The 25470-nt window shown below is 72.5% G+C and carries 24 protein-coding genes and 2 pseudogenes; 18 read left to right on the top strand and 8 right to left on the bottom strand.

The annotated features are described in order from the left end of the window. The first annotated feature begins 8 nt into the window (after positions 1–8). Genes BT364_RS22425 through BT364_RS22415 form a run of 3 tightly spaced genes read left to right on the top strand, consistent with a single transcriptional unit; the run spans position 9 to position 4010 of the window. Positions 9–2138 carry a hydantoinase/oxoprolinase family protein gene (locus tag BT364_RS22425; RefSeq protein ID WP_072487013.1) on the top strand — a complete coding sequence of 710 codons (2130 nt, stop codon included), beginning with the start codon at positions 9–11 and terminating at the stop codon, positions 2136–2138. Then, the gene (locus BT364_RS22420) at positions 2135–2722 is read left to right on the top strand and encodes a hypothetical protein (RefSeq protein ID WP_072487012.1); all 588 of its coding nucleotides are present in this window, start codon (positions 2135–2137) and stop codon (positions 2720–2722) included. Before BT364_RS22425 ends, BT364_RS22420 begins: the two co-directional genes overlap by 4 nt. A 4-nt stretch (positions 2723–2726) precedes the next feature. After that, complete coding sequence (locus tag BT364_RS22415) at positions 2727–4010, top strand: TRAP transporter large permease (RefSeq protein WP_072487011.1); 1284 nt, start codon at positions 2727–2729, stop codon at positions 4008–4010. A 73-nt stretch (positions 4011–4083) separates the two neighbouring features. Here BT364_RS22415 and BT364_RS22410 read toward each other — a convergent pair whose 3' ends face one another. Further along, positions 4084–5247, bottom strand: a complete 1164-nt coding sequence (locus BT364_RS22410; RefSeq protein ID WP_072487010.1) for an ABC transporter ATP-binding protein — start codon at positions 5245–5247, stop codon at positions 4084–4086. A gap of 106 nt (positions 5248–5353) precedes the next feature. Between BT364_RS22410 and BT364_RS22405 the strand changes: the two genes are divergently transcribed. Next, entirely contained in the window at positions 5354–6649 is a 1296-nt protein-coding gene (locus BT364_RS22405; protein WP_072487009.1) for an alpha/beta fold hydrolase, read from the top strand. A gap of 61 nt (positions 6650–6710) precedes the next feature. Here the strand turns inward: BT364_RS22405 and BT364_RS22400 are convergent, their stop codons facing one another. Next, on the bottom strand, positions 6711–7283 hold the full coding sequence (locus tag BT364_RS22400; RefSeq protein ID WP_072487008.1) for a rhodanese-like domain-containing protein: 573 nt from the start codon (positions 7281–7283) through the stop codon (positions 6711–6713). Positions 7284–7383: 100 nt separating this feature from the next. On the opposite strand from BT364_RS22400, the gene BT364_RS22395 reads away from it, so the two are divergent. Continuing rightward, positions 7384–7662, top strand: a complete 279-nt coding sequence (locus tag BT364_RS22395) for a metal-sensitive transcriptional regulator (protein ID WP_072487007.1) — start codon at positions 7384–7386, stop codon at positions 7660–7662. A gap of 58 nt (positions 7663–7720) precedes the next feature. Here the strand turns inward: BT364_RS22395 and BT364_RS22390 are convergent, their stop codons facing one another. Beyond that, entirely contained in the window at positions 7721–8482 is a 762-nt protein-coding gene (locus BT364_RS22390; protein ID WP_072487006.1) for a sulfite exporter TauE/SafE family protein, read from the bottom strand. Between the two features lie 148 nt (positions 8483–8630). After that, a pseudogene (locus tag BT364_RS22385) lies at positions 8631–9198 on the bottom strand (MBL fold metallo-hydrolase); the annotation flags it as partial. A 163-nt stretch (positions 9199–9361) separates the two neighbouring features. On the opposite strand from BT364_RS22385, the pseudogene BT364_RS22380 reads away from it, so the two are divergent. From BT364_RS22380 to BT364_RS22330, 11 genes and pseudogenes are all read left to right on the top strand, one after another. Continuing rightward, a pseudogene (locus BT364_RS22380) lies at positions 9362–10092 on the top strand (PIG-L deacetylase family protein). A gap of 225 nt (positions 10093–10317) precedes the next feature. After that, positions 10318–13002 carry a glycoside hydrolase family 84 protein gene (locus BT364_RS22375; RefSeq protein WP_072487005.1) on the top strand — a complete coding sequence of 895 codons (2685 nt, stop codon included), beginning with the start codon at positions 10318–10320 and terminating at the stop codon, positions 13000–13002. 181 nt (positions 13003–13183) lie between these two features. Continuing rightward, the gene (locus BT364_RS22370) at positions 13184–14152 is read left to right on the top strand and encodes an NADPH:quinone oxidoreductase family protein (protein ID WP_072487004.1); all 969 of its coding nucleotides are present in this window, start codon (positions 13184–13186) and stop codon (positions 14150–14152) included. Continuing rightward, positions 14149–15336 carry an acyl-CoA dehydrogenase family protein gene (locus BT364_RS22365; RefSeq protein WP_072487003.1) on the top strand — a complete coding sequence of 396 codons (1188 nt, stop codon included), beginning with the start codon at positions 14149–14151 and terminating at the stop codon, positions 15334–15336. Before BT364_RS22370 ends, BT364_RS22365 begins: the two co-directional genes overlap by 4 nt. Continuing rightward, complete coding sequence (locus BT364_RS22360; protein ID WP_072487002.1) at positions 15333–16463, top strand: acyl-CoA dehydrogenase family protein; 1131 nt, start codon at positions 15333–15335, stop codon at positions 16461–16463. Before BT364_RS22365 ends, BT364_RS22360 begins: the two co-directional genes overlap by 4 nt. Positions 16464–16637: 174 nt before the next feature. Beyond that, positions 16638–18242, top strand: coding sequence for an ABC transporter substrate-binding protein (locus BT364_RS22355; RefSeq protein WP_072487001.1), 1605 nt, complete (start codon positions 16638–16640; stop codon positions 18240–18242). Next, entirely contained in the window at positions 18239–19231 is a 993-nt protein-coding gene (locus tag BT364_RS22350) for an ABC transporter permease (protein ID WP_072487000.1), read from the top strand. Before BT364_RS22355 ends, BT364_RS22350 begins: the two co-directional genes overlap by 4 nt. Continuing rightward, positions 19224–20081 (top strand): ABC transporter permease, encoded by an 858-nt coding sequence (locus BT364_RS22345; RefSeq protein ID WP_072486999.1) that lies wholly within the window; start codon positions 19224–19226, stop codon positions 20079–20081. Before BT364_RS22350 ends, BT364_RS22345 begins: the two co-directional genes overlap by 8 nt. A 62-nt stretch (positions 20082–20143) precedes the next feature. Then, on the top strand, positions 20144–21061 hold the full coding sequence (locus BT364_RS22340) for an ABC transporter ATP-binding protein (protein WP_079179589.1): 918 nt from the start codon (positions 20144–20146) through the stop codon (positions 21059–21061). Next, positions 21054–21746 carry an ABC transporter ATP-binding protein gene (locus BT364_RS22335; RefSeq protein WP_072486997.1) on the top strand — a complete coding sequence of 231 codons (693 nt, stop codon included), beginning with the start codon at positions 21054–21056 and terminating at the stop codon, positions 21744–21746. The genes BT364_RS22340 and BT364_RS22335 overlap by 8 nt, the downstream gene beginning before the upstream one ends. A gap of 92 nt (positions 21747–21838) precedes the next feature. Beyond that, entirely contained in the window at positions 21839–22171 is a 333-nt protein-coding gene (locus tag BT364_RS22330) for a hypothetical protein (protein ID WP_072486996.1), read from the top strand. A 71-nt stretch (positions 22172–22242) separates the two neighbouring features. On the opposite strand, the gene BT364_RS22325 is transcribed toward BT364_RS22330, so the two are convergent. Continuing rightward, a complete protein-coding gene (locus BT364_RS22325; RefSeq protein WP_072486995.1) occupies positions 22243–22527 on the bottom strand; it encodes a hypothetical protein in 285 nt (94 codons plus the stop codon). A gap of 224 nt (positions 22528–22751) precedes the next feature. Between BT364_RS22325 and BT364_RS22320 the strand changes: the two genes are divergently transcribed. Together BT364_RS22320 and BT364_RS22315 are read left to right on the top strand one after the other, a co-directional pair. Further along, entirely contained in the window at positions 22752–23669 is a 918-nt protein-coding gene (locus BT364_RS22320) for a phosphatidylinositol-specific phospholipase C/glycerophosphodiester phosphodiesterase family protein (protein ID WP_072486994.1), read from the top strand. Between the two features lie 133 nt (positions 23670–23802). Next, positions 23803–23997 (top strand): hypothetical protein, encoded by a 195-nt coding sequence (locus tag BT364_RS22315; RefSeq protein WP_072486993.1) that lies wholly within the window; start codon positions 23803–23805, stop codon positions 23995–23997. 35 nt (positions 23998–24032) lie between these two features. On the opposite strand, the gene BT364_RS22310 is transcribed toward BT364_RS22315, so the two are convergent. From BT364_RS22310 to BT364_RS44605, 3 genes are read right to left on the bottom strand one after another with little or no spacing between them, the layout of a single operon-like run. After that, positions 24033–24404: a DUF779 domain-containing protein gene (locus BT364_RS22310; RefSeq protein WP_072486992.1), complete on the bottom strand. Its 372-nt coding sequence runs from the start codon at positions 24402–24404 to the stop codon at positions 24033–24035. Beyond that, entirely contained in the window at positions 24401–25114 is a 714-nt protein-coding gene (locus tag BT364_RS22305) for a response regulator (RefSeq protein ID WP_072486991.1), read from the bottom strand. Before BT364_RS22305 ends, BT364_RS22310 begins: the two co-directional genes overlap by 4 nt. Beyond that, on the bottom strand, positions 25111–25413 hold the full coding sequence (locus tag BT364_RS44605) for a hypothetical protein (RefSeq protein WP_442759024.1): 303 nt from the start codon (positions 25411–25413) through the stop codon (positions 25111–25113). The genes BT364_RS22305 and BT364_RS44605 overlap by 4 nt, the downstream gene beginning before the upstream one ends. Positions 25414–25470 lie beyond the last annotated feature (57 nt).

Raw genomic sequence — 25470 nt, 5'->3', positions numbered from 1 at the left:
GCCCAGCCATGACCACCCACCGCATCCGCGTCGGCATCGACGTGGGCGGAACCTTCACCGACGCCGTGGCCGTCGACGCCACGACCCTCGAACTGCTGGGGCAGGTGAAGGTTCCCACCAGCCACCACCACGAGGACGGGGTCGCCCACGGCATCGTCGAGGCACTCGACCGGCTGCTCGAACAGACCGGCCGCGCCGCCGAGGACGTCGCGTTCCTGGCCCACGGCACGACACAGGCTACCAACGCCCTGCTGGAGGGCGATGTCGCCACCGTCGGGCTGATCGGCATCGGAACGGGCCCCGGCGCCGTGCTCACCCGCCGGCTCGCCTCGCTCGGCAGACTCGAACTCGCCCCGGGCAAGCGGCTGCCGCTCGCCTACGCCCATGTCGCCGACCCCGGGGACGCCGACGAGGTGGGCGGCGCCGTCGACGCCGTCACCCGGGAAGGCGCCCAAGTCCTCGTCGCCAGCGAGCCGTTCGGCGTCGACCGGCCGGAGGGCGAACAGGCGGTCCTCGAAACGGCCCGCCCGCACGGACTGCCGATGACGGCCGCGCACGAGATCACCTCGCTGTACGGACTCGCCAAGCGGACCCGTACCGCCGTGGTCAACGCCGCGGTCCTGCCACGCATGCTGGCCACCGCCGACCTCGTCGACTCCTCCATCACCAAGGCGGGGGTGAGCGCGCCCCTGATGGTGATGCGGTGCGACGGCGGTGTGATGTCGCTCGACGAGATGCGCAGACGCCCGCTGCTGACCGTGCTCTCCGGCCCCGCCGCCGGAGTGGCGGGCGCGCTGATGCAGGAACGGATCAGCGAGGGCCTGTTCCTGGAGACCGGAGGCACCTCCACCGACATCAGCGTCGTGCGCCGCGGCAAGGTCGCCGTCCGGCACGCCACCATCCTCGGCAAGGCGTCGTACCTCTCCGCCCTCGACGTACGGACCGTCGGTGTCGGCGGCGGGTCCATGGTCCGGATCGACGGCGGCAAGGTCGTCGGCGTCGGGCCCCGCAGCGCGCACATCGCCGGACTGCCCTACGCCTGCTTCGCCACGCTCGACGAACTGCGCGACGCGCGCCTCACCACCGTCCGGCCGATGACCGGCGACCCCGACGACTACGCCGTGATCGACGCGGCCGGCGGACGGTACGCGATCACGATGACCTGTGCGGCCAACGCGCTGGGCCGGGTGCCCGAGGGCGACTTCGCCCGCTGCGACCAGGACGCGGCCCATGCCGCGCTGGCCCCGCTGGCCGCCGCACTGTCCACCGATGTCGCGCTGGCCGCCACCCGGCTCCTCGACGCCGGCATCGAACAGGTCAGGGCCGTCACCGACGCCATGATCCGCGACTACCGGCTGGAGAAGGACACCGCGGTACTGGTCGGGGGCGGCGGAGGTGCCGCGTCCGTCACCCCGCACCTCGCCTCCGTCACCGGACAGGAGGGCCGGATCGCCCGGCACAGCGAGGTCATCAGCCCCATCGGAGTCGCCCTCGCCCTGGTCCGCGAGCAGGTCGAACGGATCATCCCGGGCGCCGGCCAGGAACAGATCCTCGCCGTACGCGCCGAGGCCGAGGCGGCCGTAGTCGCCCAGGGCGCCGCCGCCGACGGCGTCGAGGTCGAGGTCACCGTCGACCCGCAGACCAGTACGGTACGGGCGGTGGCCACCGGCGCCACCGAACTCCGCACCCAGGACCGCGCCCACCGCGCCGACGACGGCGAACGGCTGCGCGCCGCGGCGGCCAGCCTCAAGGCGGACCCGTCGAACGTCAGCATCCTGGCCGGCACCCCCGCCCACACCGTCTACGGCACCGAGATCCGGCGCCGCTTCCGCACCACCCGGCACCCGGTGCGGGTCGTCGACGCCGACGGTGTCGTCCGGCTGCACGCCCCCGACGCCCTGGTGGAGACCACCACCGTCGCCGGCGCCCCCGAGACCCTCGCCCGGCTCGTCGGCGAGGCCACCTCGTACGGCGACGGCGGGGTCCGCGCCCCCGCCCTGCGGCTGCTCATCGGCTCCCGTATCGCCGACCTCTCCGGCGTCCTCGACCCGCAGCCGCTGCTCGCCCTGGCCCGCAGCGAACTCGGCACCCGCGCCGCGGACGAGCCCGTGATCGCGGTCGTGGAGGTACGGACATGAGCCGCACCGCCGACCTCGCCGCCACGGACGACATCGAGTTCGGCGTACGGCTCCTGGCGGCCACCCCCACGCACGAAGGACGCGACCGCGAGCTGCTGCGCCACTGGGCCACCGTGGCAACGGAGTTCGGGGCCCGGCTCAGTCCCGCCCCGTCCCGTGCCCGGGTCGTCGAACGCGAGGGCGGGCTGGCACACGGCCTCCTCGCCCGCTACACCTCGCGCCCCGCGACCGTCGAGCTCTACACCGACACCCTCGCCCGCGCGGAGGCGCTGGTCGACGAGCGCGGCTGGCGCCACTGGTACCCGGCGGGCTCGGTCCGCGCCGCGGCCCTCGCGCACGAGGCCGTCCACGAACTCCTCCACCACGGCCCGGCCGGAGCGGCGCTGAAACAGGCACTCGGCCATGTCGTGCTGCGCGTCGGACGCCGACGCCTGTACGGCCACGTCGCAGGGGCCGAGGAGCTCGCCGCCCACGCCTACGCCCGCACCGCCTGCGGACTCGGCCGCAGCCCGCTGCTGCTGACCGCCGCGCTGGCCACGGCCGACGCGCACCCCACCACCGCACCGCACGGAAGAGAGAAGTAACGCCATGGGCGTCGTCATCCTCCTCGTCATGGCGGCCGGTGTCGCCGCGATGCTCACCCGGAAACTCCCCACGGCCTTCGCGCTCGTCGTCCTGGCCGTCGTCATCGCCCTCGTCGCGGGCGCCCCGCTCACCGGCAAGAACAGCGTTCTGGACACGGTCCTCCAAGAGGGCGCACCGGCTCTTGCCGCCACCATGATCGCCATCCTGCTCGGCTCCTGGCTCGGCAAGCTGCTGGACGAGACCGGCATCGCGGGCACCCTCGTCCGCAAGATCGTCGAATTCGGCGGGGACCGCCCGGTCGTGGTGGCCCTCGGTGTCCTCGCCGTCTCCACTATCGTCGGTACGGTGACGGGTTCCGCGCCCGCGGCGATGCTCGCCGGGATCATCGGCATCCCCGCGATGATCGCGGTCGGTATCCCCAAGGTCACCGCGGCCGGCACGATCCTCATGGGCATCGCGGCGGGCATGCCGTTCGAGCTCCCGGTCTGGCAGTTCTTCTCCACCGCGCTGGAACTGCCCATCCCCACCGTGCGCGGATTCATGATCAAGCTCTTCCCGTTCGCACTGGCCGCCGCGGTCCTCTTCGTCCTCGTCGAGTCCCGCCGCCGCGGCGTCGAACACGCCTGGTCGGCCAAGTCCCTTGCGCCGAAGCCGCGTTCCGGCAGGCGTGCCCGGCTCGGCGACGCCCCCTGGTACGCGCTGCTCACGCCGCTCGTGCCCCTGGTCCTGGCCCTCGGCCTCGAACTGGCCATCATTCCCTCGCTGCTCGCGGGCGTTCTGTACTGCCTGATCACCACCACCCGGCCGCGCGAGATGAACAAGCGGCTGCTGCGCACCCTCTACGGCGGCTTCGAGGTGGCCGCCGCACCGATCACCCTGTTCATCGCCATCGGCATCCTGCTCGCGGCCGTGAAACTGCCCGGGGCGATCGACGCGCTGGAACCCCTCGTCAAGGAGGTCAGCCCGCAGAACGCGGTGCTGTTCGTCCTCGTCTTCACCGTCCTCGTACCGCTCTGCCTCTACCGCGGCCCGCTCAATGTCTTCGGCCTCGGCGCGGGCATCGCCGGTGTCCTGATCGCCGCCGGCATCTACCCCGCCACCGCGGTGCTGGGCCTGGCCACCTCGTACAACCAGGTGTTCGGCGTCGCCGACCCCACGAGCACCCAGACCGTGTGGAGCGCGCAGTACGCGGGCGTCACCCCGCAGCAAGTGATGCTCCGCACCCTGCCGTACGTCTGGGCCGTCGCCCTGGGCGGCTTCTGCGTGACCGCCGCCACCTACCTCTGACGCGTACACCACCCCCGATCCGGCCTGCGGGCGCGTGAGAACACACCGCCCGCAGGCCGGACGCAGGCGCGCCCTACGCGTCCGCGACCGAGTCGAAGGGCACCTCGTCCCGGCCCACGCCCCGTGCGTCCGCGTCGACCGAGCGGCGCAGCGCCTCGTGGAGCTTGGCCGGGGTCAGCACGCCGAGGAACCGGGACCCGTCCAGTACCGCGACCCACCCCGCGTCGTGCTGGAGCATCTCGCTGAACGCCTGTTTCAGCGGGGCCCCGACCGGCACCCAGGCATCCATCCTGCGGGCCAGTTCGCCGACCGTGCCGTGCTCTCCCGCGATCCGCAGCGCGTCCGCCGCCACCCAGCCGTGCAGATCGCCCTCGCCGTTCAGCACCACCGCCCAGCGGGCACCCGTGCTGCCCAGCCGTGCCGCCGCCGCGCCGGCCGGCTCGTCCAGCCGGGCGACCGGCGGCTCCTCCAGGTCCTCCGGCTCGATCGTGGTCACCGAGAGCCGTTTCAGCCCCCGGTCGGCGCCGACGAACCGTGCCACGTACGGGGTGGCGGGAGCCCCGAGCACCGCGCCCGGGGTGTCGAACTGCTCGATGCGCCCCGCCCCGTACACCGCGATCCGGTCGCCCATCCGGACCGCCTCCTCGATGTCATGGGTGACCATCAGGACCGTCTTGCGGACCGTCGCCTGGAGGCTCAGGAATTCGTTCTGCAGCCGCTCGCGCACCACCGGGTCGACCGCGCCGAACGGCTCGTCCATCAGCAGCACCGGCGGATCCGCGGCCAACGCCCTCGCCACGCCGACCCGTTGGCGCTGACCGCCGGAGAGCTGCGCGGGGTAGCGGGAGCCGTACGTCTTCGGGTCGAGGCCCACCAGATCCAGCAGCTCGGCCGCCCGCTCCCGGGCCCTGGCCCGTTTCCAGCCGATCAGCGCGGGCACGGTCGCGGTGTTGTCGAGGACGGTGCGGTGCGGGAAGAGGCCGACCTGCTGGATGACGTAGCCGATCCGGCGGCGCAGCCGCACCGGGTCGACACCGGAGATGTCCTCGCCGTCGACGAGGATCCGGCCCGATGAGGGTTCGATCAGCCGGTTCACCATCATCATCGTGGTGGTCTTGCCGCAGCCGGACGGTCCGACGAGGGTGACCAGCTCCCCCTCGGCGACTTCGAAGGAGAGACCGTCGACCGCGCTCGTGCCGTCCGGATACACCTTGCCGACCTGCTCGAACCGGATCATGCCTGCACGGTAGGAGGCACCCGGGCGCCCCGCACACGGGCCGCGACCGACCGGGTCACGGACGTGTGCTGAACTGTCCGTGGCACATCTGATTCAGGAGCACCTTGTGAGCAGCTACCGGCAGCCCGGCATCGTCTTCACCGACCGCTATTTCACGGTCCCGCTCGACCACAGCGATCCGGGCGGCGAGCAGATCGAACTCTTCGGCAGGCAGGCCGTGGCGAGCGGCAGGGCCGGCGAGGATCTGCCCTGGCTGGTGTACCTGGAAGGCGGCCCCGGCTTCGGCGCCCGGCGTTTCGTCGGCGCGGAGGCGTGGCTGGGCAGGGCCGTGCGGGAATTCCGGGTACTGCTGCTCGACCAGCGCGGCACCGGTCTCTCCACCCCGGCCAACCGCCAGACCCTGCCGCTGCGCGGCGGCCCGCGCGAGCAGGCCGACTACCTCGCCCACTTCCGGTCCGACAACATCGTGCGCGACTGCGAGCTGATCCGCCCGCAACTGACCGGCGGCGAACCGTGGACGGTCCTCGGCCAGTCCTTCGGCGGCTTCTGCGCGGTCCGCTATCTGTCGGCCGCCCCCGAAGGACTCAAGGCCGTCCTCATCACCGGTGGGCTGCCCTCCCTCGACGCACACGCCGACGACGTGTACCGGGCCGCCTACCCCCGGATCGAGCGCAAGGTCGCCGCCCACTACGCCCGCTACCCGCAGGACGTCGAGCGCGCCCGGGAGATCACCGCCCATCTGCTGGAGCACCCCACCGACAGCGCCGGGCACCGGCTGACGCCCGAGGGGTTCCAGTCCCTCGGCATCATGCTGGGCGGCGGCAGCGGCAGCCACCAGCTGCACTACCTGCTGGAGAACGCCTTCGTCCGTACACCGCACGGCACCGAGCTCTCCGACACCTTCCAGGAGGCCGTGCGGACCGCCACCTCGTTCGCCGGACATCCGCTGTACGCGCTGATGCACGAGGCGATCTACGGCCAGGGCGAGCAGCCCACCGGCTGGGCGGCCGAGCGGGTCCGGGCCGAGTTCCCGCAGTTCGACGCCGCCGGGGCGCTCAAGGGCGACGGTCCGGTGCTCTTCACCGGCGAGAGCATCCACCCCTGGCACTTCGAGGTGGACCCGGCGCTGCGCCCGCTGCGCGAGACCGCCGAACTGCTGGCCGCCCGCACCGACTGGGCGCCGCTGTACGACACCGGGCACCTGGCGGCCAATCAGGTGCCGGTCGCGGCCGCCGTCTACCACGACGACATGTACGTGGACACGGATCACGCGCTGCGCACGGCGGCCTCGATCCGGGGCCTGCGCACCTGGGTGACCAATGAGTACGAGCACGACGGGCTGCGCGCGGGCGGGGAGCGGGTGCTGGACCGGCTGCTCGCCCTGGTCCGGGACGAAGTCTGACCGTTGCCGTGAGCGGGTGGAGCCGGACGGCCGGCGCCGCCCGCTCACGGGACCACGGGTCTCAGCTCTGCAGGGCGTGCAGCGTGGCGTCCAGGCCGGTGGCCGAGCGAGGGGCCCGGTTGTACGGAAGCCTCGACAGGGCCGCCGCCATGCCGCAGGTGTTGGTCACGGCGGAGAACACGAGGCCGGAGCCGACACCGGCGGAGATCCAGCGCGCCGCGGGGAAACGCATCCCGGCGAGCAGACCGGCCACCACGAGCGAACCGGCGGCGAGCCGGACCTGACGCTCCATCGGCCAGGTCGCGCGCGCTCCGGCCGGGTGGTCGAGATCGCGGCCCTCGCCCTCCCAGGCCGAGGTTCCGCCGGAGAGCGTCATGGCCTCGATGTCTGCGGCGGCGAGAATGTCGCAGGCCCGGGTGGAGCGGACGCCGGAGGCGCACACCATGAGCAGCGAGCTGCGGGCCGCTGCGGACTTCAGGGCGGGCACGGCCTCGGTGAGGCGGTCCAGCGGGATGTTCAGCGCACCGGGGACATGTCCGGAGGCGTACTCGCCGGGAGCGCGCACATCGATCACGGTGAACTCCGCGAGGCGGGCCGCGGCCTGGGCGGGGGAGAGGGAGACGGGACTGGTCACGAGCAGTGTTTCCTTTCGTTCACCGGGGCTCGGGAGGGATGCGGTCCCCCCTTCCCCGGTCAGGCTAGAATACCCCTTGGGGTATCAGAAGGAGGATGTTGTGGAACTGGACATGGCGGCCGACGAACTGAAATCGGTCCTCAACCGCCTTCGCCGCGCGCAGGGCCAGCTCGCCGGGATCATCAGGATGATCGAGGAGGGCCGGGACTGCGAGGACGTGATCACGCAGATGGCGGCGGTGTCCCGGGCGCTCGACCGGGCCGGTTTCGCGATCATCGCGACGGGCCTGCAGCACTGCATGGCCGACGGCGGCCATGAGCCCGAGGACCGCGACCAGATGCGGGCACGGCTGGAGAAGCTCTTTCTCTCGCTGGCCTGAGCGCGCCGGGGGCGTCGCGGATGCCGTGGTTCATGTCACGGCGTCCCATGCCGGCGTCTCATGTCGCGGCGTCGACGAGCATGAACGCCGCCACGGCCAGCAGCACCACGCCGAAGATCCGTTGCAGGGCGGCCGTGGACACCTTCGCGGCGAGCCGCTGCCCGTCCCAGGCGCCCAGCACCGCCGTCGCCGTGAACGGGGCGATCGTCGCCCAGTCCAGCGCGGTGGGCGTGGCGAGCCGGGTGACCAGAGCGGCCATGGAGTTCACCGTGATGACCAGCAGGCTGGTGCCGACCGCCGCGGTCATCGGGACGGCGACCACGGTGACCAGCGCGGGCACCACGAGGAACCCGCCGCCCACGCCGAGGAACCCGGTCACCGCGCCGAGCCCGGCGCCGGTCCGCGCGACCCGTCCGGCGGACGGGGCACCCGCACCGTCCAGGGCCTGCGACGCCGGCCCGCCCCTCGGGCGGAGCATCCGTACCGCGGCGACCAGCGCGAGCACGGCGAACCCCGCGGTCAGCACCCCGGCCGGTACCCGCACCGACAGCGCTCCGGCGACCGCGGCCGGAATGATCCCGGCCGCCGCGAAGAGACCTCCGGTACGCCAGCGGACCCGGCCCTCCCGGGCATGGGCGACCAGCCCGGTGAGGGACGTCGCGATGACGATCAGGAGCCCGGCGGTGGTGGCCGCGGCCGGATCGAAGCCGAGCAGGTAGATCAGCGCGGGGACCGCGAGCACGCTTCCGCCGCCGCCCAGTCCGCCGAGGGCCAGGCCGACCACCGCACCGGCGGCCAGCGCCACGAACAGCGTGGTCACGGGGTCGGCTCGGTGACGGGCAGGCCGGCCTCCGCCGCCGCGCCGAAACCGTCGTCGACGGCCACCACCTCGCGCCCCGCCGCGTCCAGCATCGACGCGGCGATGGCCGCCCGCGTCCCGCCCGCGCAGTGCACCCACACGACGCCCGGCGAGGACGAACAGAAGCTGCCGAAGCCGTGCGTGGGCAGCACGGGCACGGAGTCCGCGAGCTCATCGGCGAGCCGGTGCGCGGAGGCGTGCTGGGCGCGGGCCAGTTCGGCGGTGAGCCGGGGCTCCACCAGATCGGGCCGGCCCCCACTGCCGATCAGCAGCGAGCCGCCGGTGAAGGCGGCCACGTCGCGGCCCTCCTCCGTCAGCACGTAGGACGTGTGGTGCGGGGTGTGCCCGGGGGTGGCGAGCGCACGCAGCGCGAGGCCGTCGTCGACCGGGGCGATGTCGCCGTCCGAGACCGGGACACGGGCGAAGGCGACCTGCGCGGCGGCGGGCACCAGGTACCGCGCCCCGGTGACGCGCGCCAGCTCCAGGCCGCCCGTCACGTAGTCGTTGTGCAGATGCGTCTCCACCACCAGGGCGATCCGTACACCGCGCCGGGCGGCAGCGGTGATGACCCGGTCGATGTCGCGCGGCGGGTCCACGGCCACGGCGGACCGCTGCCCGCCCGCCAGATAGCTGCGGTTTCCGAGGCCCGCTGTCTCGATGGTGTCGACGAAGAACACGACACGGCTCCTTCCGCGATTCTTTACCCCAGGGGGTATCTCTCGCTCAGGCTAACATCAATACCCCTAGGGGTATTCGCGGGCTCGGTGAGACATGCGCTACGGCAGGGAAGGTGTCTGCGCAGCGCGGGGCGGGGCGAGCGTGGGCCGCTAGCCTGCCGACATGACGGAGCAGCTCACACCCATGCCCACGGACTGGCGGCGCGCCCTCGCAGTGGTCGCGCACCCCGACGACCTGGAGTACGGCTGTGCGGCGGCGATCGCCGGGTGGACCGACGGCGGTCGAGAGGTCTCCTACCTCCTCGCCACCCGCGGCGAGGCCGGCATCGACACGCTGGAACCGGAGAAAGCGGCTCCGCTGCGTGAGTGCGAGCAGCGGGCGAGCGCCGCGGTCGTCGGTGTGTCCACCGTGGAGTTCCTGGACCACCGCGACGGCGTGATCGAGTACGGCCTCCCGTTGCGCCGTGACGTCGCCGCGGCCATCCGCAGGCACCGCCCCGAGCTGCTCGTGACGCTCAATCACCGGGACACCTGGGGCGGCGTCGCCTGGAACACCCCCGACCACCGGGCGGTCGGCCGCGCCACCCTGGACGCCGCGGGCGACGCGGGCAACCGCTGGATCTTCCCGGAGCTGGCCGAGGCGGGCCTCCAGCCGTGGAACGGGGTGCGGTGGGTCGCGGTCGCCGGGTCGAGCGCCCCCACCCATGCCGTCGACGCGACGGCGGGCTGGAGCGCTCGGTGAAGTCGCTGGTGGCGCACCGTACGTACATCGAGGGGCTGACGGACGAGGACCCCGAGGCATACTGCCGCACCTTCCTGGCCGACCGTGCGCGGGCCGAGGGGGAGCGGTTCGGCGGGCGTCCGGCCGTCACGTTCGAACTCTTTACCTGCTGAGTCCGGTCGGGTCGGGGTCCGGTCCGGGCTCCATTCGGCATTCCGGCTCGGAATTCCGGCATTGCATGTTCGGCGTCGTGCATGCACGGGTACGGCTTCTGGAGGCAAAACTGCAGGTCCACGTGTTGATGTTGTCCAGACCATTGACATGTAAGCGCCACGCTGTTGAATTCGGTGTTGTTGTGTTGCGCGACTCTGGTGACTTGAGTGATCAATGGAGGACTAGTGACGCCTCGCCCACCCCGTCTCACTGCGCTCGGTACGGCGGCGACGCTGCTCGTCGGAGGTCTGCTGACCACAGTGCCGTCAGCCCAGGCGGCAGGCAGTGCCCGCAGCGACACCCCGGCGAAGGCCGCGGCCGTCCGACCGGCCCCCGCCATCACGCCGACCCCGCAGTCCGTGAAGACCCGGGCCGACCGGATCACCATCAGCCCGACCGTCACCGTGGTGACGGGCAAAACCTCCGATGAATCTGCCATCCAGGTCGTGGAGAGCGCGCTGCGCCGGGCCGGCGCCCAGCGCGTCGTACGCAGCGACAGACCCGCCCGGAGCGGGCTCACCGTCCATGTCGGTGATCCGGCCGCGCTCGCCGCGCAAGGGATCGAGGGTCCGTCCGCGCTGCCCGCCGAGGGGTATGTGCTCGGCGTCGGCGCCGGTCGCATCGTCCTCGCGGGCAAGGACACCACGGGCACGTACTACGCCGCGCAGACACTGCGTCAGATCCTGCCGCAGGAGAAGCATCCGGGTGCCCGGGTCGCCGGGCTCACGGTGCGCGACTGGCCCGGCACCGCGCTGCGCGGCGTCATCGAAGGCTTCTACGGCACTCCGTGGTCGCACGAGGCCCGGCTCGACCAGCTCGACTACTACGGCGAGCACAAGATGAACATCTATGTGTACTCGCCGAAGGACGACGCGTACCTCCGCGCGAAGTGGCGCGACGCCTACCCGGCCGACCAGCTGGACCGGATCAAGGAACTCGCCGACCGGGCCGCGCAGCGGCACGTGGAGTTCACCTACGCGCTCTCGCCGGGCCTTTCCGTCTGCTACAGCTCGGACGCGGACGCCAAGGCGCTGGTCGAGAAGTTCCAGACCATCTGGGACATCGGCGTACGCACCTTCGCCGTACCGCTCGACGACATCAGCTACACCGACTGGAACTGCGCCGAGGACAAGGCGAAGTGGGGGACCGGCGGCGGCGCCGCGGGCGCGGCGCAGGCGTATCTGCTCAACCGGGTCAACAAGGAGTTCATCGCCACCCACCCGGGCGCCCAGCCGCTCCAGATGGTCCCGACCGAGTACTACGACGTCTCCGCGTCGCCGTACAAGAAGGCGCTGTCCGAGCAGCTCGACCCCAATGTCCTGGTCGAGTGGACGGGTGTCGGCGTCGTCGCGCCGACCATGACCGTCGCGCAGGCGCAGGCCGCCCGCACGGTCTTCGACCATCCGATCCTGACCTGGGACAACTACCCGGTCAACGACTACGCGACGAACCGGCTGCTGCTCGGCCCGTTCAGCGGGCGGGAGAAGGGCCTGCCCGGCGAGCTGGCCGGGATCACGGCGAACCCGATGATCCAGCCGTACGCCTCGAAGATCGCCCTGTACACCGTCGCCGACTACGCGTGGAACGACGCCGCGTACGACCCCCGCACCTCATGGGGCGAGGGGCTGAAGGAGTACGCGGGCGGCGACCCGCGCACCCAGCAGGCGCTGCGGGCCTTCGCCGACGTGAACTACAGCTCGGCCCTCAACAAGGATCAGGCCCCCGAGCTGGCGGCGGAGTTCGCCGGCTACTGGAAGTCCGGGGACGCCGCCCGGCTCACCTCCGTGCTCGGCGCACTCGGCTCGGCACCCGGCAGGCTGCGCGCCGGCCTCCCGGACCGCGGCTTCGTCGCCGACGCCGCTCCCTGGCTGGACGCGACCGGGGCCTGGGCCACCGCCGCCCGTACCGCCCTGCACATGGTCGAGGCGGCCCGCGCCGGAAAGGGTGCCCAGGCCTGGGAGCTGCGGCAGCAGCTGCCCGCGCAGCTCACCGCGGCGAAGTCCTTCACGTACACCGGGCTCGACGGGCGCAAGGTGCCGGTCCTCGTCGGTGACGGCGTCCTGGACCGGTTCGTCGACGCGGCCGAGGCCGAGCACGACCGGATCCTCGGTGTGAGCGGCAGGCCCTCGGCCTCGACCGGCCTCGGCACGTACCAGAGCAACACCGTGGCCCGGATGCTGGACGGCGACGACGCCACCTACTTCTGGAGCGACGGGGCGCCCGCCGCGGGCGATGCGGTCACCGTGGACCTCGGCCGGGTCCGGGACATCGGCTCCGTCACCCTCGCGATGGCCAAGCCCGGAAGCACCGAGGACTACCTCCACCAGGGGGTGCTGGAGTACTCGGCCGACGGGCAGAGCTGGCAGCAGCTCACCGCCTTCTCCGGAAAGCCGGACGTCACCGCGACCGCGCCCGCCGGGACGAAGGCGCGCTACGTGCGGGCACGGGTGACCGCCGGCCAGGACAACTGGCTGGTGGTGCGGGAGTTCAGCATCCCGACGGACGAGGGCGCGGTGACCGGAGGGCCGCCCGCCGCGGCCGGATCCTCGCTGCGCGCGGCCTTTGACGGGGACCCGGGCACCGTCTACCGGGCGGCCCGCGCCCCGGAGGCCGGGGAGGCGCTGGAGCTGGGGCTCCTCGCCGCGCGGGCCGTGCCCTCCGTCACCGTTCTCCAGCCGGCCGGGTCCGAGGGCCGCGCCGACATCCAGCTGCGGGGGACCGACGGAACCTGGCGGACCGTCGGCGCGCTCGACGGCCCGTACACCCGGGTCGACACGGCGGGCCGCACGGCCGACGCGGTGCGGCTCGTCTGGCACGCCGGGCCGGCGGCACCGCAGATCGCCGATGTGGTGGTGGCCGGCCAGGACTGAGGCCCGCACCCGGAACCGTCCCCGCGCCCGGTCCGGCCCGAAGCTCCTTCGGGCCGGACCGGGCGCACCCATGTCCGGGCCCGGCCGGAACCGGGACCGGCGAGTTGTTCCCAGAGGGGCAAGCGACCGCTTAGTATGCGCCGGAGCAGTGGTAATGCCGACAGTGTTGTGGAGGCCCCTCATGCAGGCATGGCGAGTGCACCGGAACGGCGAGCCGAGCGAGGTGATGCGGCTGGAGGAGACGGACCGCCCCACGCCCGGCGGCGGGCAGGTGCTCGTCGAGGTGCTCGCGGCGAACATCAACTTCCCCGACGCGCTGCTCTGCCGCGGCCAGTACCAGGTGCGGCCGCCACTGCCCTTCACACCCGGCGTGGAGATCTGCGGCAGGACGGCGGACGGGCGGCGGGTACTCGCCAACCCCGTCCTGCCGTACGGCGGGTTCGCCGAGTACGTCGTCGTGGACGAGGCGGCGCTGCTGCCCGCACCGGACACCCTGGACGACGCCGAGGCCGCCGCCCTGCACATCGGCTACCAGACCGGCTGGTTCGGCCTGCACCGCAGGGCTCACCTCCGGGCGGGCGAGACCCTCCTGGTCCACGCGGCGGCCGGCGGGGTCGGCAGCGCCGCCGTCCAGCTGGGCAAGGCCGCCGGTGCCACCGTCATCGGCGTGGTCTCAGGCCCGGGCAAGGCCAGGACCGCCACCGAACTCGGCTGCGACCTGGTGATCGACCGCCACAGCGAGGACATCGTCGCCGCGGTCAAGGAAGCCACCGGCGGCCGCGGCGCCGACGTGGTCTACGACCCGGTCGGCGGTGACGCCTACGCCAAGTCCGTGAAGTGCGTCGCCTTCGAGGGCCGGGTTCTCGTCGTCGGCTTCGCGAGCGGCGTCATCCCCACCCCGGCGCTGAACCACGCACTCGTCAAGAACTACTCGATCGTCGGACTCCACTGGGGCCTGTACAACACCAAGGACCCGGCCGCCGTCCGCGCCTGCCACGACGAGCTCACCCGGCTCGCCGCGCAGGGCGCCATCAAGCCGCTGATCAGCGAACGCGTCGGGCTGCCCGGGGCCGCCGACGCCGTCCAGCGGGTCGCCGACGGCACCAGCACCGGCCGGATCGCCGTCCTCCCGGCAGGAGCCGCCCGATGACCGTGCCCGACGCGGCCGGACTCCGCCGCCGCACCCAGGACCTGCTCGCCGCACACCCCCCGGCCACCACCGGCCGCACCGACTTCCTCAAGGCCCGCTTCGACGCCGGACTGGCCTGGGTGCACTACCCGGCCGGACTCGGCGGCCTCGACGCGCCTCGCTCCCTGCAACCCGTCGTCGACGCCGAACTCGCCGCGGCCGGCGCCCCCGACAACGACCCGCGCCGGATCGGGATCGGCCTCGGCATGGCCGCCCCCACCATCCTCGGCGTCGGCACCGATGAGCAGAAACAGCGCTTCCTGCGGCCGCTGTGGGTCGGCGAGGAGGTCTGGTGCCAGCTCTTCAGCGAACCGGGCGCCGGCTCCGACCTCGCCGCCCTCGGCACCCGCGCCGTCCGCGACGGCGAGGACTGGGTGATCGACGGGCAGAAGGTCTGGACGTCCAGTGCCCACCTGGCCCGCTGGGCGATCCTCATCGCCCGCACCGACCCGGACCTGCCCAAGCACCGCGGCATCAGCTACTTCATCTGCGACATGACCGACCCCGGCGTCGAGGTGCGGCCGCTGCGCCAGATCACCGGTGAGGCCGAGTTCAACGAGGTCTTCCTGACCGGCGTACGCATCCCCGACAGCAGGCGCCTCGGCCCCGTCGGCGAGGGCTGGAAGGTCGCGCAGACCACGCTGATGAACGAACGGGTCTCCATCGGCGGGTCACGCATCCCGCGCGAGGGCGGCATGATCGGCCCGGTCGCCCGCACCTGGCGCGAACGTCCCGAACTGCGCACCCACGACCTCCACCAGCGTCTGCTGACCCTCTGGGTCGAGGCCGAGGTGGCCAGGCTCACCGGCACCCGGCTGCGTCAGCAGCTCGTCGCCGGACAGCCCGGTCCCGAAGGCTCCGGAATGAAGCTCGCCTTCGCCCGGCTCAACCAGGAGATCAGCGGACTGGAGGTCGAACTGCTCGGCGACGAAGGGATGTTGTACGACGACTGGACCATGCGCCGGCCGGAGCTGGTCGACTTCACCGGACGGGACGCCGGCTACCGCTATCTCCGCTCCAAGGGCAACTCCATCGAGGGCGGCACCAGCGAGGTGCTGCTCAACATCGTTGCCGAGCGTGTTCTCGGCCTGCCCGCCGAGCCGCGCAACGACAAGGACGTCGCCTGGAAGGACCTGGCCCGATGACCGCACCGACCGAAGAGACCCAGGCGCCCGATCTGCTGTACTCGGAGGCCGAGGAGGACCTGCGGGCAGCGGTGCGTGCGCTGCTCGCCGACCGGAGCGACGCGCCGGCGGTGCTCGCCCGAGTCGAGTCCGGCACGCCGTACGACCCGCGGCTCTGGAAGGCCCTCGCCGCCGGCATCGGCGCCGCGGGGCTGCTGGTGCCGGAGGAGCTCGGCGGGCAGGGCGCGAGCCATCGTGAGGCCGCGGTGGTGCTGGAGGAGCTGGGCCGCGCCGTCACACCCGCGCCCTATCTGACCGGTGCGGTCGTCGCCACACAGACGCTCCTCGCGCTGGGGACGCCCGACGGACCGGTTGCCGCGCTGCTCGCCGAGCTCGCCGCGGGCCGCAGGGTCGCGGTCCTCGCCGTGCCGTTCGCCGCCCCGGCGCCCGACGCCGCTCAGCCGGCCGGTGTCGTGGCCGGGCGGGTGGAGGGGACGGTGACCGGCGTCGCCGACGCGGCCACTGCCGATGTGCTGCTGGTGCCGACAACCGACGGCCTGTACGCGGTCGAGACCGGTGCCGAAGGGGTTGCCGTGGAGCCCTTGGTGCCGCTCGATCTGACCCGCCCGCTCGCCACCGTCACCCTCGCCGGGGCCGCCGGAACGCGCCTGGCCGACGGTGCGTCAGCGGTCGCCGCCGTGCGCCGGGGACTGCTGGCGGGCGCCGGACTGCTCGCCTCCGAGCAGCTCGGAATCGCCGAGTGGTGCCTGACCGAAACGGTCCGCTACACCCGTGAACGGCACCAGTTCAACCGCCCGGTCGGCTCGTTCCAGGCACTCAAGCACCGCATGGCGCAGCTCTGGCTGGAGGTCGTGTCGGCCCGCGCCGCCGCGCGCAACGCCGCGGACGCCCTCGCGACCGGTAGCCCCGACACGCTGTTGGCCGTGGCCGTCGCGCAGGCGTACTGCTCGGGGGTCGCGGTGCACGCCGCGGAGGAGTGCGTCCAGCTGCACGGCGGGATCGGCATGACCTGGGAGCACCCGGCGCACCTGTACCTCAAGCGCGCCAAGGCCGACTCCATCGCGTACGGCACGGCCGGGCGGCACCGCGGGACCATCGCCGAGCTCATGGAACTGCCCGCGCCGTAACGGAGGAGCGGGAACGGCCCGCAGAGCTGCGGGACTTGGGAGCGGAGGCGCGTGAACACGCGCCTCCGCTCCCGCGTTCCCGCGTCAGGCGGGGTACCGGTCACCCCTTTACCTGCTGTTTAATTGCGAGAGTTTCGCAATAACATCTGATCTTTAATAAGGGATGTGCAGAGTATGACGGCCCGATCGATACGGGGAGCGGTCGCCGCGGCACTGGCGACCGTACTGTCGTTGACCGCGGCGGCCTGTTCCCAGCCGGGTGGCCCGGACGGCGGTGGCTCCGGGTCGGGTGCGGGGGACTCGGTGGTGGTCGGCATCGCCTACGAGCCCGACAGCCTCAGCCCGCTGCTCGGCTACGGCAAGGACGGCAATTCCAAGATCTTCGACGGGCTGCTCGCCCTCGACGCCGGGATGAAGCTGCGGCCCGCACTCGCCACCGCCCTGCCCGAGGTGAGCGACGACGGACTGACGTACACCTACAGGCTCCGCAAGGGCGTGAAGTTCAGCGACGGCGAGCCGTTCGGTGCGAAGGACGTGGTCTTCACCTACCGGACCATCCTCGACAAGAAGACCAACAACGCCTCCCGCACCGAACTCGACGCGGTGAAGAGCGTCGAGGCGAACGGCGACGACACCGTCGTCTTCAGGCTCAAGTACCCCTACGCGCCCTTCGCCCAGCGCACCGTCCTGCCCATCGCGCCCGAACACATCGCGGGCAAGCAGGACGTCAACACCGGCTCCTTCACCACCAGCCCCATAGGCACCGGACCGTATCTGCTCACCAAGTGGTCCAAGGGCGAGAAGATCGGCTTCAGGGCCAACCCCGGCTACTGGGGCGGCGCGCCCAGGGTGAAGAAGTTCACCATGGCGGTCATCAAGGACGACGACGTACGCGCCACCCGGCTGCGCTCCGGGGAACTCGACGGCGCGATCCTGCCGCCCAACCTGGCCAAGGGCTTCGCCCGCGGCAGCGGCACCCGGACCTATGCCGCCTCCACGTACGACTACCGCACCGTGACCCTGCCCACCCACAACGAGGTCACCGGCGATCTCGCCGTCCGGCGTGCCCTCGACGTCGCCGTCGACCGGAAGGCCATGGTCGACTCCATCCTCAACGGCGAGGGCCGGCCGGCCTACGGGCCCGTCCCCACCGACAGCCAGTGGTTCACCAAGGGCACCGAACGCCCCCACGACCTCGCCGCCGCGAAGAAGATCCTCGACGACGCCGGATGGAAGCCCGGCAAGGACGGCATCCGCACCAGGAACGGCGTCCGCGCCGCCTTCCCGCTCTGGTACCTCACCGGCGACAAGCTGCGCCAGGACCACGCGCTCGCCTACGCCTCCGACGCCAAGAAGGCCGGCATCGACATCACCACCGAGGCCGGGACCTGGGAGGTCATCGAGCCCCGGATGAAGCAGGACGCGGTCCTCGCGGGCGGCGGATCGCCCGCCGACCCCGACTTCGACCAGTACACCCTGCTGAAGTCCTCGCTCGCGGGCGACGGCTTCAACAACATGGCCTGGTACGACAACGAGGCCGTCGACCGGGCCCTCGAAGCGGGCCGCAGAAGCGGTGACGGCGCCGCACGCAAGGCCGCCTACGACACCGTCCAGCGCGAACTGGTGAAGAACCCCGGCTACACCTTCCTCACCCACATCGACCACCTCTACGTCGTCAAGGACCGCTTCGGCCCCCTGACCACCCAGGTAGAACCGCACGACCACGGACTGGCTTCCGGCCCGTGGTGGAACGTCGAGGACTGGACGCCGAAGAAGTGAACCAGCGCCTCCCCTGGGGGCCGATCGGCAGGATGGCGGGACGGCGGGCACTGCTCGCCGTCCCCGTCCTGGCCGTTGTGACGTTCGGCGTCTTCGCCGTCGCCGCGGCCTCCCCCTTCGACCCGGTCAAGGCCTACGCCGGCACCGCCGGGCTCACCGCGTCGCAGGAGAACCTCGACCAGCTGCGGGCCAACCTCGGTGTCGACCAGCCGCTCGTGAGCCGCTGGTGGAACTGGCTGAGCTCCGCCCTCGGCGGCGACCTCGGCGACTCAGCCGTGATGCGCCAGCCGGTCGCCGATGTCATCGGCGAACGCCTGGGCTGGTCCGTGCTGCTCGCCGCGACCGCCTTCGCCTTCGCCGTACTGCTCGGCACGGGCCTCGGCGTACTGGCCGCCCGCAGGCCCGGCCGCCTGCTCGACCGGTGCGTCAGCTCCGCCGCGTACACGCTCGAAGCCGCCCCGGCCTTCTGGCTCGGGCTGCTCGCCATCTGGTTCTTCGCCCTGGAGCTCGACGTGCTCCCGGCCGGCGGTCTCACCGACGCGGCCAGCGACACCGTCACCTCCGGGCAGGTCGCCGTCCATCTGGTGCTCCCCGCGTCCGTGCTCGGGATCTCCCAGCTGCCGTGGTTCTTCCTCTACGTGCGCCAGGGCGTCGCGGACGCGCTCGGCGAGGACCCGGTGCGCGGCGCCCGCGCCCGCGGACTGCGCGAACGCACCGTACTGCTCGGCCACGCACTGCGCTCCGGGATGCTGCCGATGCTCACCCTCATCGGCTCCCGCGTCCCCGAACTCATCACCGGCGCCCTGCTCGTCGAGACGGTCTTCAGCTGGCCGGGCATCGCCGCCGCCACCGTGCAGGCCGCCACCTCCGTCGACTTCCCGCTGCTGGCCGCGCTCACGGTGCTGGCCACCGTGGCGGTCGTCCTCGGCAACCTCCTCTCCGACCTGCTGTACGCGATCGCCGACCCGAGAGTGGGCTTCGATGGCTGAAACCGCCCTCGGGCACCCGCTGCGCACCACCCGTCGCATCCGCGTGATCGCTTCCGCCGGGATCGTCGCCGCGGTGCTGCTCGCGGTCCTGCTCGTACCGCCGCTGGTCCAGCTCGACCAGCAGGCCGTCGACCTCGCGGCCAGGCTCCGGCCACCGTCCTGGGAGCACCCGTTCGGCACCGACGACGTCGGGCGCGATCTGCTGCTGCGCTGCGTCTACGGGCTCCGCGTCTCGCTGCTCGTCGGCGTCGTCGCCGGGCTCACCGCGACCGTGATCGGGACCGCGGTCGGCGCGCTGGCCGCGGCGTTCGGGGGATGGACCGACCGAGTCGTCATGCGGCTCGTGGACACCTTCTCCTCCGTACCGCATCTGCTGCTCGGCATCTTCATCGTGGCCATGTTCCGGCCCGGCGTGGGCCCGGTGATCGTCTCCGTCGCGCTCACCCACTGGCTCTCCACGGCCAGGATCGTCCGCTCCGAAGTGCTGTCGCTGCGCTCGCGTCCGTTCATCGACGCGGCGATCTCGGGCGGGGCCTCGCGCGGACGGGTCGTCGTCCGGCATCTGCTGCCCGCGGTGCTTCCGCAGGCGGGCCTGGCGGCCGTGCTGATGGTGCCGCACGCCATGTGGCACGAGTCCGCGCTCTCCTTCCTGGGACTCGGGCTGCCCACCCATCAGGCGAGCCTGGGCAATCTCGTGCAGACGGCGCGCGGTTCGCTCCTCGCCGGGGACTGGTGGCCGACGCTCTTCCCCGGCCTGTTCCTGGTGATACCGACCCTCGCGCTGGCGGGCCTCGCCGGCGCCTGGCGGGAGCGGATCAACCCGCGCCGCCGATCGGAGCTGATGCTGTGAAGAACGACCCCGGCCCGACGGCGCCGGTCCTCTCCGTCCGCGGCCTCTCCGTGCGCTTCCGGATGCGGGGCGGCCGGCACATCGCCGCCGTCGCCGACGCGCACTTCGACCTCGCGGCGGGGGAGTGCCTGGCCCTGGTCGGCGAGAGCGGCTGCGGCAAGTCCGTGCTGGCCTCGGCGCTGCTGGGACTGCTCCCCGGCAATGCGCGCACCTCGGGCTCGGCGCTGCTCGACGACGGCACCGATCTCCTCGGCCTGGGTGAGAGGAGCCTCGCCCGTACGGTACGGGGCCGCCGCATCGGACTCGTACCGCAGAGCCCCGCCGCGCACCTCACCCCGGTCCGCACCGTGCGCGCCCAGTTGGAGGAGACCCTCCGCGAACTGACCGGCGCCCGCAGGCCCGCCCTGCGCCCGGCGGCCGAACAGGCCGCGGCACGCGCCTCGTTCCCGGCCGGGCACCTCGACCGCTACCCGCACGAACTCTCCGGCGGCCTGGCCCAGCGGGCCGCGACCGCGCTCGCCCTGATCGGCGACGCACCCCTGCTCCTGGCCGACGAGCCCACCACCGGACTCGACCGCGAGCTGGTCGAGCGGACCGTCGACGAACTGCGCCGCCACGCCGACGGGGGCCGGGCGCTGCTGATCATCACCCACGATCTCGCGGCGGCCGAGCGGATCGCCGACCGGGTCGCCGTGATGTACGCGGGCCGCATCGTCGAACTCGCCGACGCCGAAAGGTTCTTCGGAGAGCCCGGACCGCGCCACCCGTACGCGCGCGGCCTCCTCGACGCCCTGCCGGAGCGCGCCTTCGTACCGATCCCAGGAATGCCGCCCGAACTCGGGGCATTGCCCGAGGGGTGCGCGTTCGCGGCCCGCTGCGGCCGTGCCGACGACCGGTGTTCCGTACCGCCCCCGTTCGACGGCGCTCTCGCCTGCCACCACGGTGTGCGGGCGGACGGGGAGGAGCCGGTCCATGCTTGAACTCACCCGCATCACCGCCGGATACGACCGACGCGATCCCGTCGTCCGCGAAGTCTCGCTGAGCCTCGCGCCGGGGGAGTCCCTCGGACTGCTGGGCCCGAGCGGCTGCGGCAAGTCCACCCTGGCCAGGGTCGCGGCCCTGCTGCACCGCCCGTACGCGGGCACGGTGGTGCTCGACGGCGAACCGGTACGCGGCTGGCGGCACCGCGCCCCGCGGGCGCAGCGCACCGCCGTCGGCGTCGTCTTCCAGCAGCCCCGGCTCTCCGCCGACCCCCGGCTCACCCTGCGCGAACTCATCGCCCAGCCGCTGCGGGCGACCGGACGCCGCTCGGAGGTGGCGGACCGGGTGGCCGGGCTGGCACCGGCCGTCGGGCTCACACCGGAGCTGCTGGGCCGGCGCCCGCACGAGGTGAGCGACGGCCAGTTGCAGCGCGCCTGTCTGGCGAGGGCACTGGTCCTGCGGCCACGCTGGCTGATCTGTGACGAGATGACCGCGATGCTCGACGCGTCGACGACCGCCGCGCTGGTGGCGGTCGTCGAGTCCTACCGGAGGGAGTCCGGGGCCGGACTGCTGGCCGTCGGCCACGACCGGGTGCTGCTGGAACGCTGGTGCGACCGTACGGTCGGCTGGCAGGAGTGCTCCGGACCGGGAGCACCGCAGGAGTCCATGAGCCCGACCGGATAAGTCCATGCCCCTGGCGCGTGGCACACCCCCACTCTGGTTGACGAGTCCATGACTAAACGGTGGTTCCATCCGCCCCGGACAAGGAGTGGGACATGCGCAGAACACGCGCCACCGTCGTGGTGGTGGTCCTCGCCGTCGCCGCCTGCCTGGGACCGGCGGGGCCGTCCGCCGCGGCCGGCCAGACCCCGGGTTCGTACAGCAACTACACCTTCCCGGCCGGGACCACCACCCTCGACGAGGTCTCCTTCGGCACGACCGTCCAGTCCGACCCCGGCCGCGCGAACGTCTTCTGGTCCCACCGGTTCGGTTTCACCAACGGGGTCGGCGGCTACATCGGCATGCAGCGCAACCGCGCCGGCGGCGGCCTGTTCCTCTTCTCGCTCCGGGACTCCACCCGAGGCCGGCCGGGAAGCACGGGCACCTAATGCCGGACGTTCGCCGAGGGCGGCACCGGCTAAACCTGCCGCCTCGGTGAACGGTTCACGGCCGGGCGCCACTACCGCTTCCGTATCGCACCCGACACCACGGCCGGCTGGTACCGGGCCACGATCACCGACGTCACGGCCGGCACCTCGTTCGTACTCGGCAGCCTCCGGACCGGCACCGGCGCGAAGATCGCCGCCGGCGGAATGGTCGACTGGGCCGAGTACTTCGACTGGAACAACAACGCCGCGACCTTCGCCGACTCCCCGTACTCCAAGGCCCTCCCCGACCTGCCCGCCGCCATGGCGGGCAGCCAGGCCGTCACCGCCGCCCTCGGCGCCACCAGTGTCGGCAGCACCTGTTCCAGCGGCGCCGGGGTGAGTGGTTCGGAGCGACGGCAGCGTCCACGAGGACGGCATCGGCAACCAGCGCTGGACACTTCCGGCCCGACCGGGGAACGGCAGTCGACGGGCGGACGACGAACCGGTCAACTCTTCTGCGGCGGATGCCCGTTGCGGCGGGCGCCGTCGCATACTCGGTCGCGTCCGCCCGTCCGGTCCACCACTCGCCCCGGGAGAATCCATGGCGTTCCCGACCCGCCGAACCGCCGTCACCACCGCGCTCGCCACCGTGGCCGCAGGCGCGTTGCTGTCCCCGCAGACGGCCGTCGCGTCCGAGGCGGCCACCGCGTCCCCGGCCGCACGACGCCACCGCACGCAGCCGCTGCGCAGGGCCCACGCGCACAACGACTACCTGCACACGCGCCCCCTGCACGACGCGCTCGGGCACGGCTTCACCAGTGTCGAGGCCGACATCTTCCTGGTGGACGGGGAACTGCTGGTCGCCCACGAGGCCACCGACCTCGACCCCGCCCGCACCTTCGCCTCGCTCTACCTCGACCCGCTGCTGGCCAGGGTCCGGGCCAACCACGGCACGGTCCACCCCGGCCACCACGAACCCGTGCAGCTGCTGATCGACATCAAGACGGACGGCGCCGCGGCCTACCTCGAACTCGACCGGCAGCTCCGGAACTACCGGCGGATGCTGACGTCGTACCACCACGGCCGGGTACGCCCCGGCGCCGTCACCTCCGTCATCTCCGGCGACCGCGCCGCCCGCGCCCCGATGGAGGCGCAGCACACCCGCTACGCCTTCTACGACGGCCGCCCCGAGGACCTCGGAACCTCGGCCACCGCCTCGTTCATCCCGCTCATCAGCAGCAGCTGGACCGACGACTTCAGCTGGCTGGGCGCGGGCCCCTTCCCCGCGGCCGAGCGGGACAAACTGCGCGCGCACGTCGCCCGGGCCCACCGGAGTGGTCAGCGCGTCCGCTTCTGGGCCACGCCGGACGAGCCGGGCCCGCAGCGGGAGGCGGTCTGGACGGAGCTGCTGGCCGCCGGGGTCGACCACCTCAACACCGATGATCTGGCAGGGCTCGAACGCTTCCTCCGTACCCACGACCGGGACACCCGGACCGGGGCCGCCCACCTCCGCGGCTGACCGGACGCACAGCCCCGAGCGTGACAGCCAGTCAACACCCGGATGGGGGACACGCCAGTGCCCCGGACGGCTCCTCCGCTACGCCACACTGGCGGCCGAATGCCGCATTCCGGCGCGGCGGAGGAGGTTGGCCATGGCCATTTCGATCTCACTGGTGCTGCTTCTGCTGATCCTTGCGGTGATCTTCCTCCGCAACGGCGGGCTGAAAATCTCGCATGCGCTGGTCTGCGCCATGCTCGGGTTCTTCCTCGCGGGTACGAGCATGGCGCCGTCCATTCAGGACAGCCTGGCCGCCACGGCCGACGTCGTCAGCAACCTCACGCCCTGACCCCGGCGTCCTGCCGGGCGACCGTGAGCGGCGGGTCAGCCCCCGTCCGGGCCGGCCAGCCGCGAACGGATCAGGAAGCGCACCCCCTCCGGGGCCTCCAGCGAGAAGCCGCTGCCCCGCCCCTCCACCACGTCGACGATCAGCCGGGTGTGCGCCCACACCTCGAACTGGCTCCTCGACATCCAGAAGGGGATGCTCTCCGCCACCCCTTCGACGTCGAGCGAGGCGACCAGCACATCGGAGCCACCGGTACGGAACTCGCCGTCCTGGTAGCACATGGGAGCGCTGCCGTCGCAGCAGCCGCCCGACTGATGGAACATCAGCGGCCCATGGACCTCCCGCAGCCGCCGCAGCAGCTCCGCGGCCGCGGGGGTGAGCTCCACCGGCGACGCACCCGACGGGCTCATCGCAGCGGCTCCGGACGGAGGTCCGCCCAAGCGTAGCGGTGCTCGGGGCGGCCCGTGTCGCCGTACTTGAGGCTGAGACTGATCCGGCCCGCGCCCCCCAGGCACTTCAGGTACCGCTGGGCGGTGGAGCGGCTGAGCCCCGCCCGCGCGGCGACCTCGTGTGCGGACAGCGGCCCCTCGGCGGCCGACAGGACATGGCGGATGACTTCCGCGGTCGGCGCGGTATGTCCCTTGGGCAGCCCGCAGGCCGGGCCGGATTCCGTGGTGCGCAGGGCACCGAAGATCTGGTCGACCTGCTCCTGTCCGGCTTCGCCGCGGCCGCTGCCCACGCCTTCGAGGGTCCGGCGCAGAGCCGCGTAACTCTCCAGCTTGGACCGCAGCCCGCTGAAGCTGAACGGCTTGACCAGGTACTGCAGTGCCCCGTACCCCATGGCGGTCCGGACGGTCGACACGTCGCGAGCCGCCGTCACCATGATCACATCGGCCGGGTGGCCGAGCCGGCGCAGCCGCCGCACCAGCGTCAGCCCCGTCTCGTCCGGCAGATAGTGATCGAGGAGCACGAGGTCGACATGGTCGCGCGCCAGGCAGGACAGCTCCTGAGCGGCGGTGTGCGCACGGGAGACGACCCGGAAGCCCGGGACCTTGGCCACGTACGCGGCATTGATCTCGGCGCCCCGGAAGTCGTCGTCCACCACCAGGACATCGATCATCGCGACTCTCCCACTTCTGTCAGCGGCCGGACGGTGAGTGCCTCGGGCAGGACGGCGGTGAAGACCGCGCCACCGTAGCGCTCTGCCGGCCGGCGCACCAGCGCCAGACCCAGACCGCGCCCGCGGTGCGCGGGGGACTCCTTGGCGGACCAGCCCTCGGTGATGAGCGTGATCACTCCGGTGGTGATGGCCACCTGGGTGAGGAGCACCTGGGCGAAGACACGGCGGGGCCAGTGAATGCGCGTGTGCTCGCCCTCCGCGTTCGTCGAGAAGGCGAACTGACCGCGGGCCGATGGCACCCGCACACACACGGGCAGCGCGACTCCGGCCGGAGCAGCGCTGCCCGGTTGCTCCGG

It is taken from the genome of Streptomyces atratus (assembly GCF_900119365.1).
Taxonomy (GTDB): domain Bacteria; phylum Actinomycetota; class Actinomycetes; order Streptomycetales; family Streptomycetaceae; genus Streptomyces; species Streptomyces atratus_B.
Note: the sequence above shows the minus strand (reverse complement) of the source record. Positions and strands in the feature narration are given on the sequence as shown.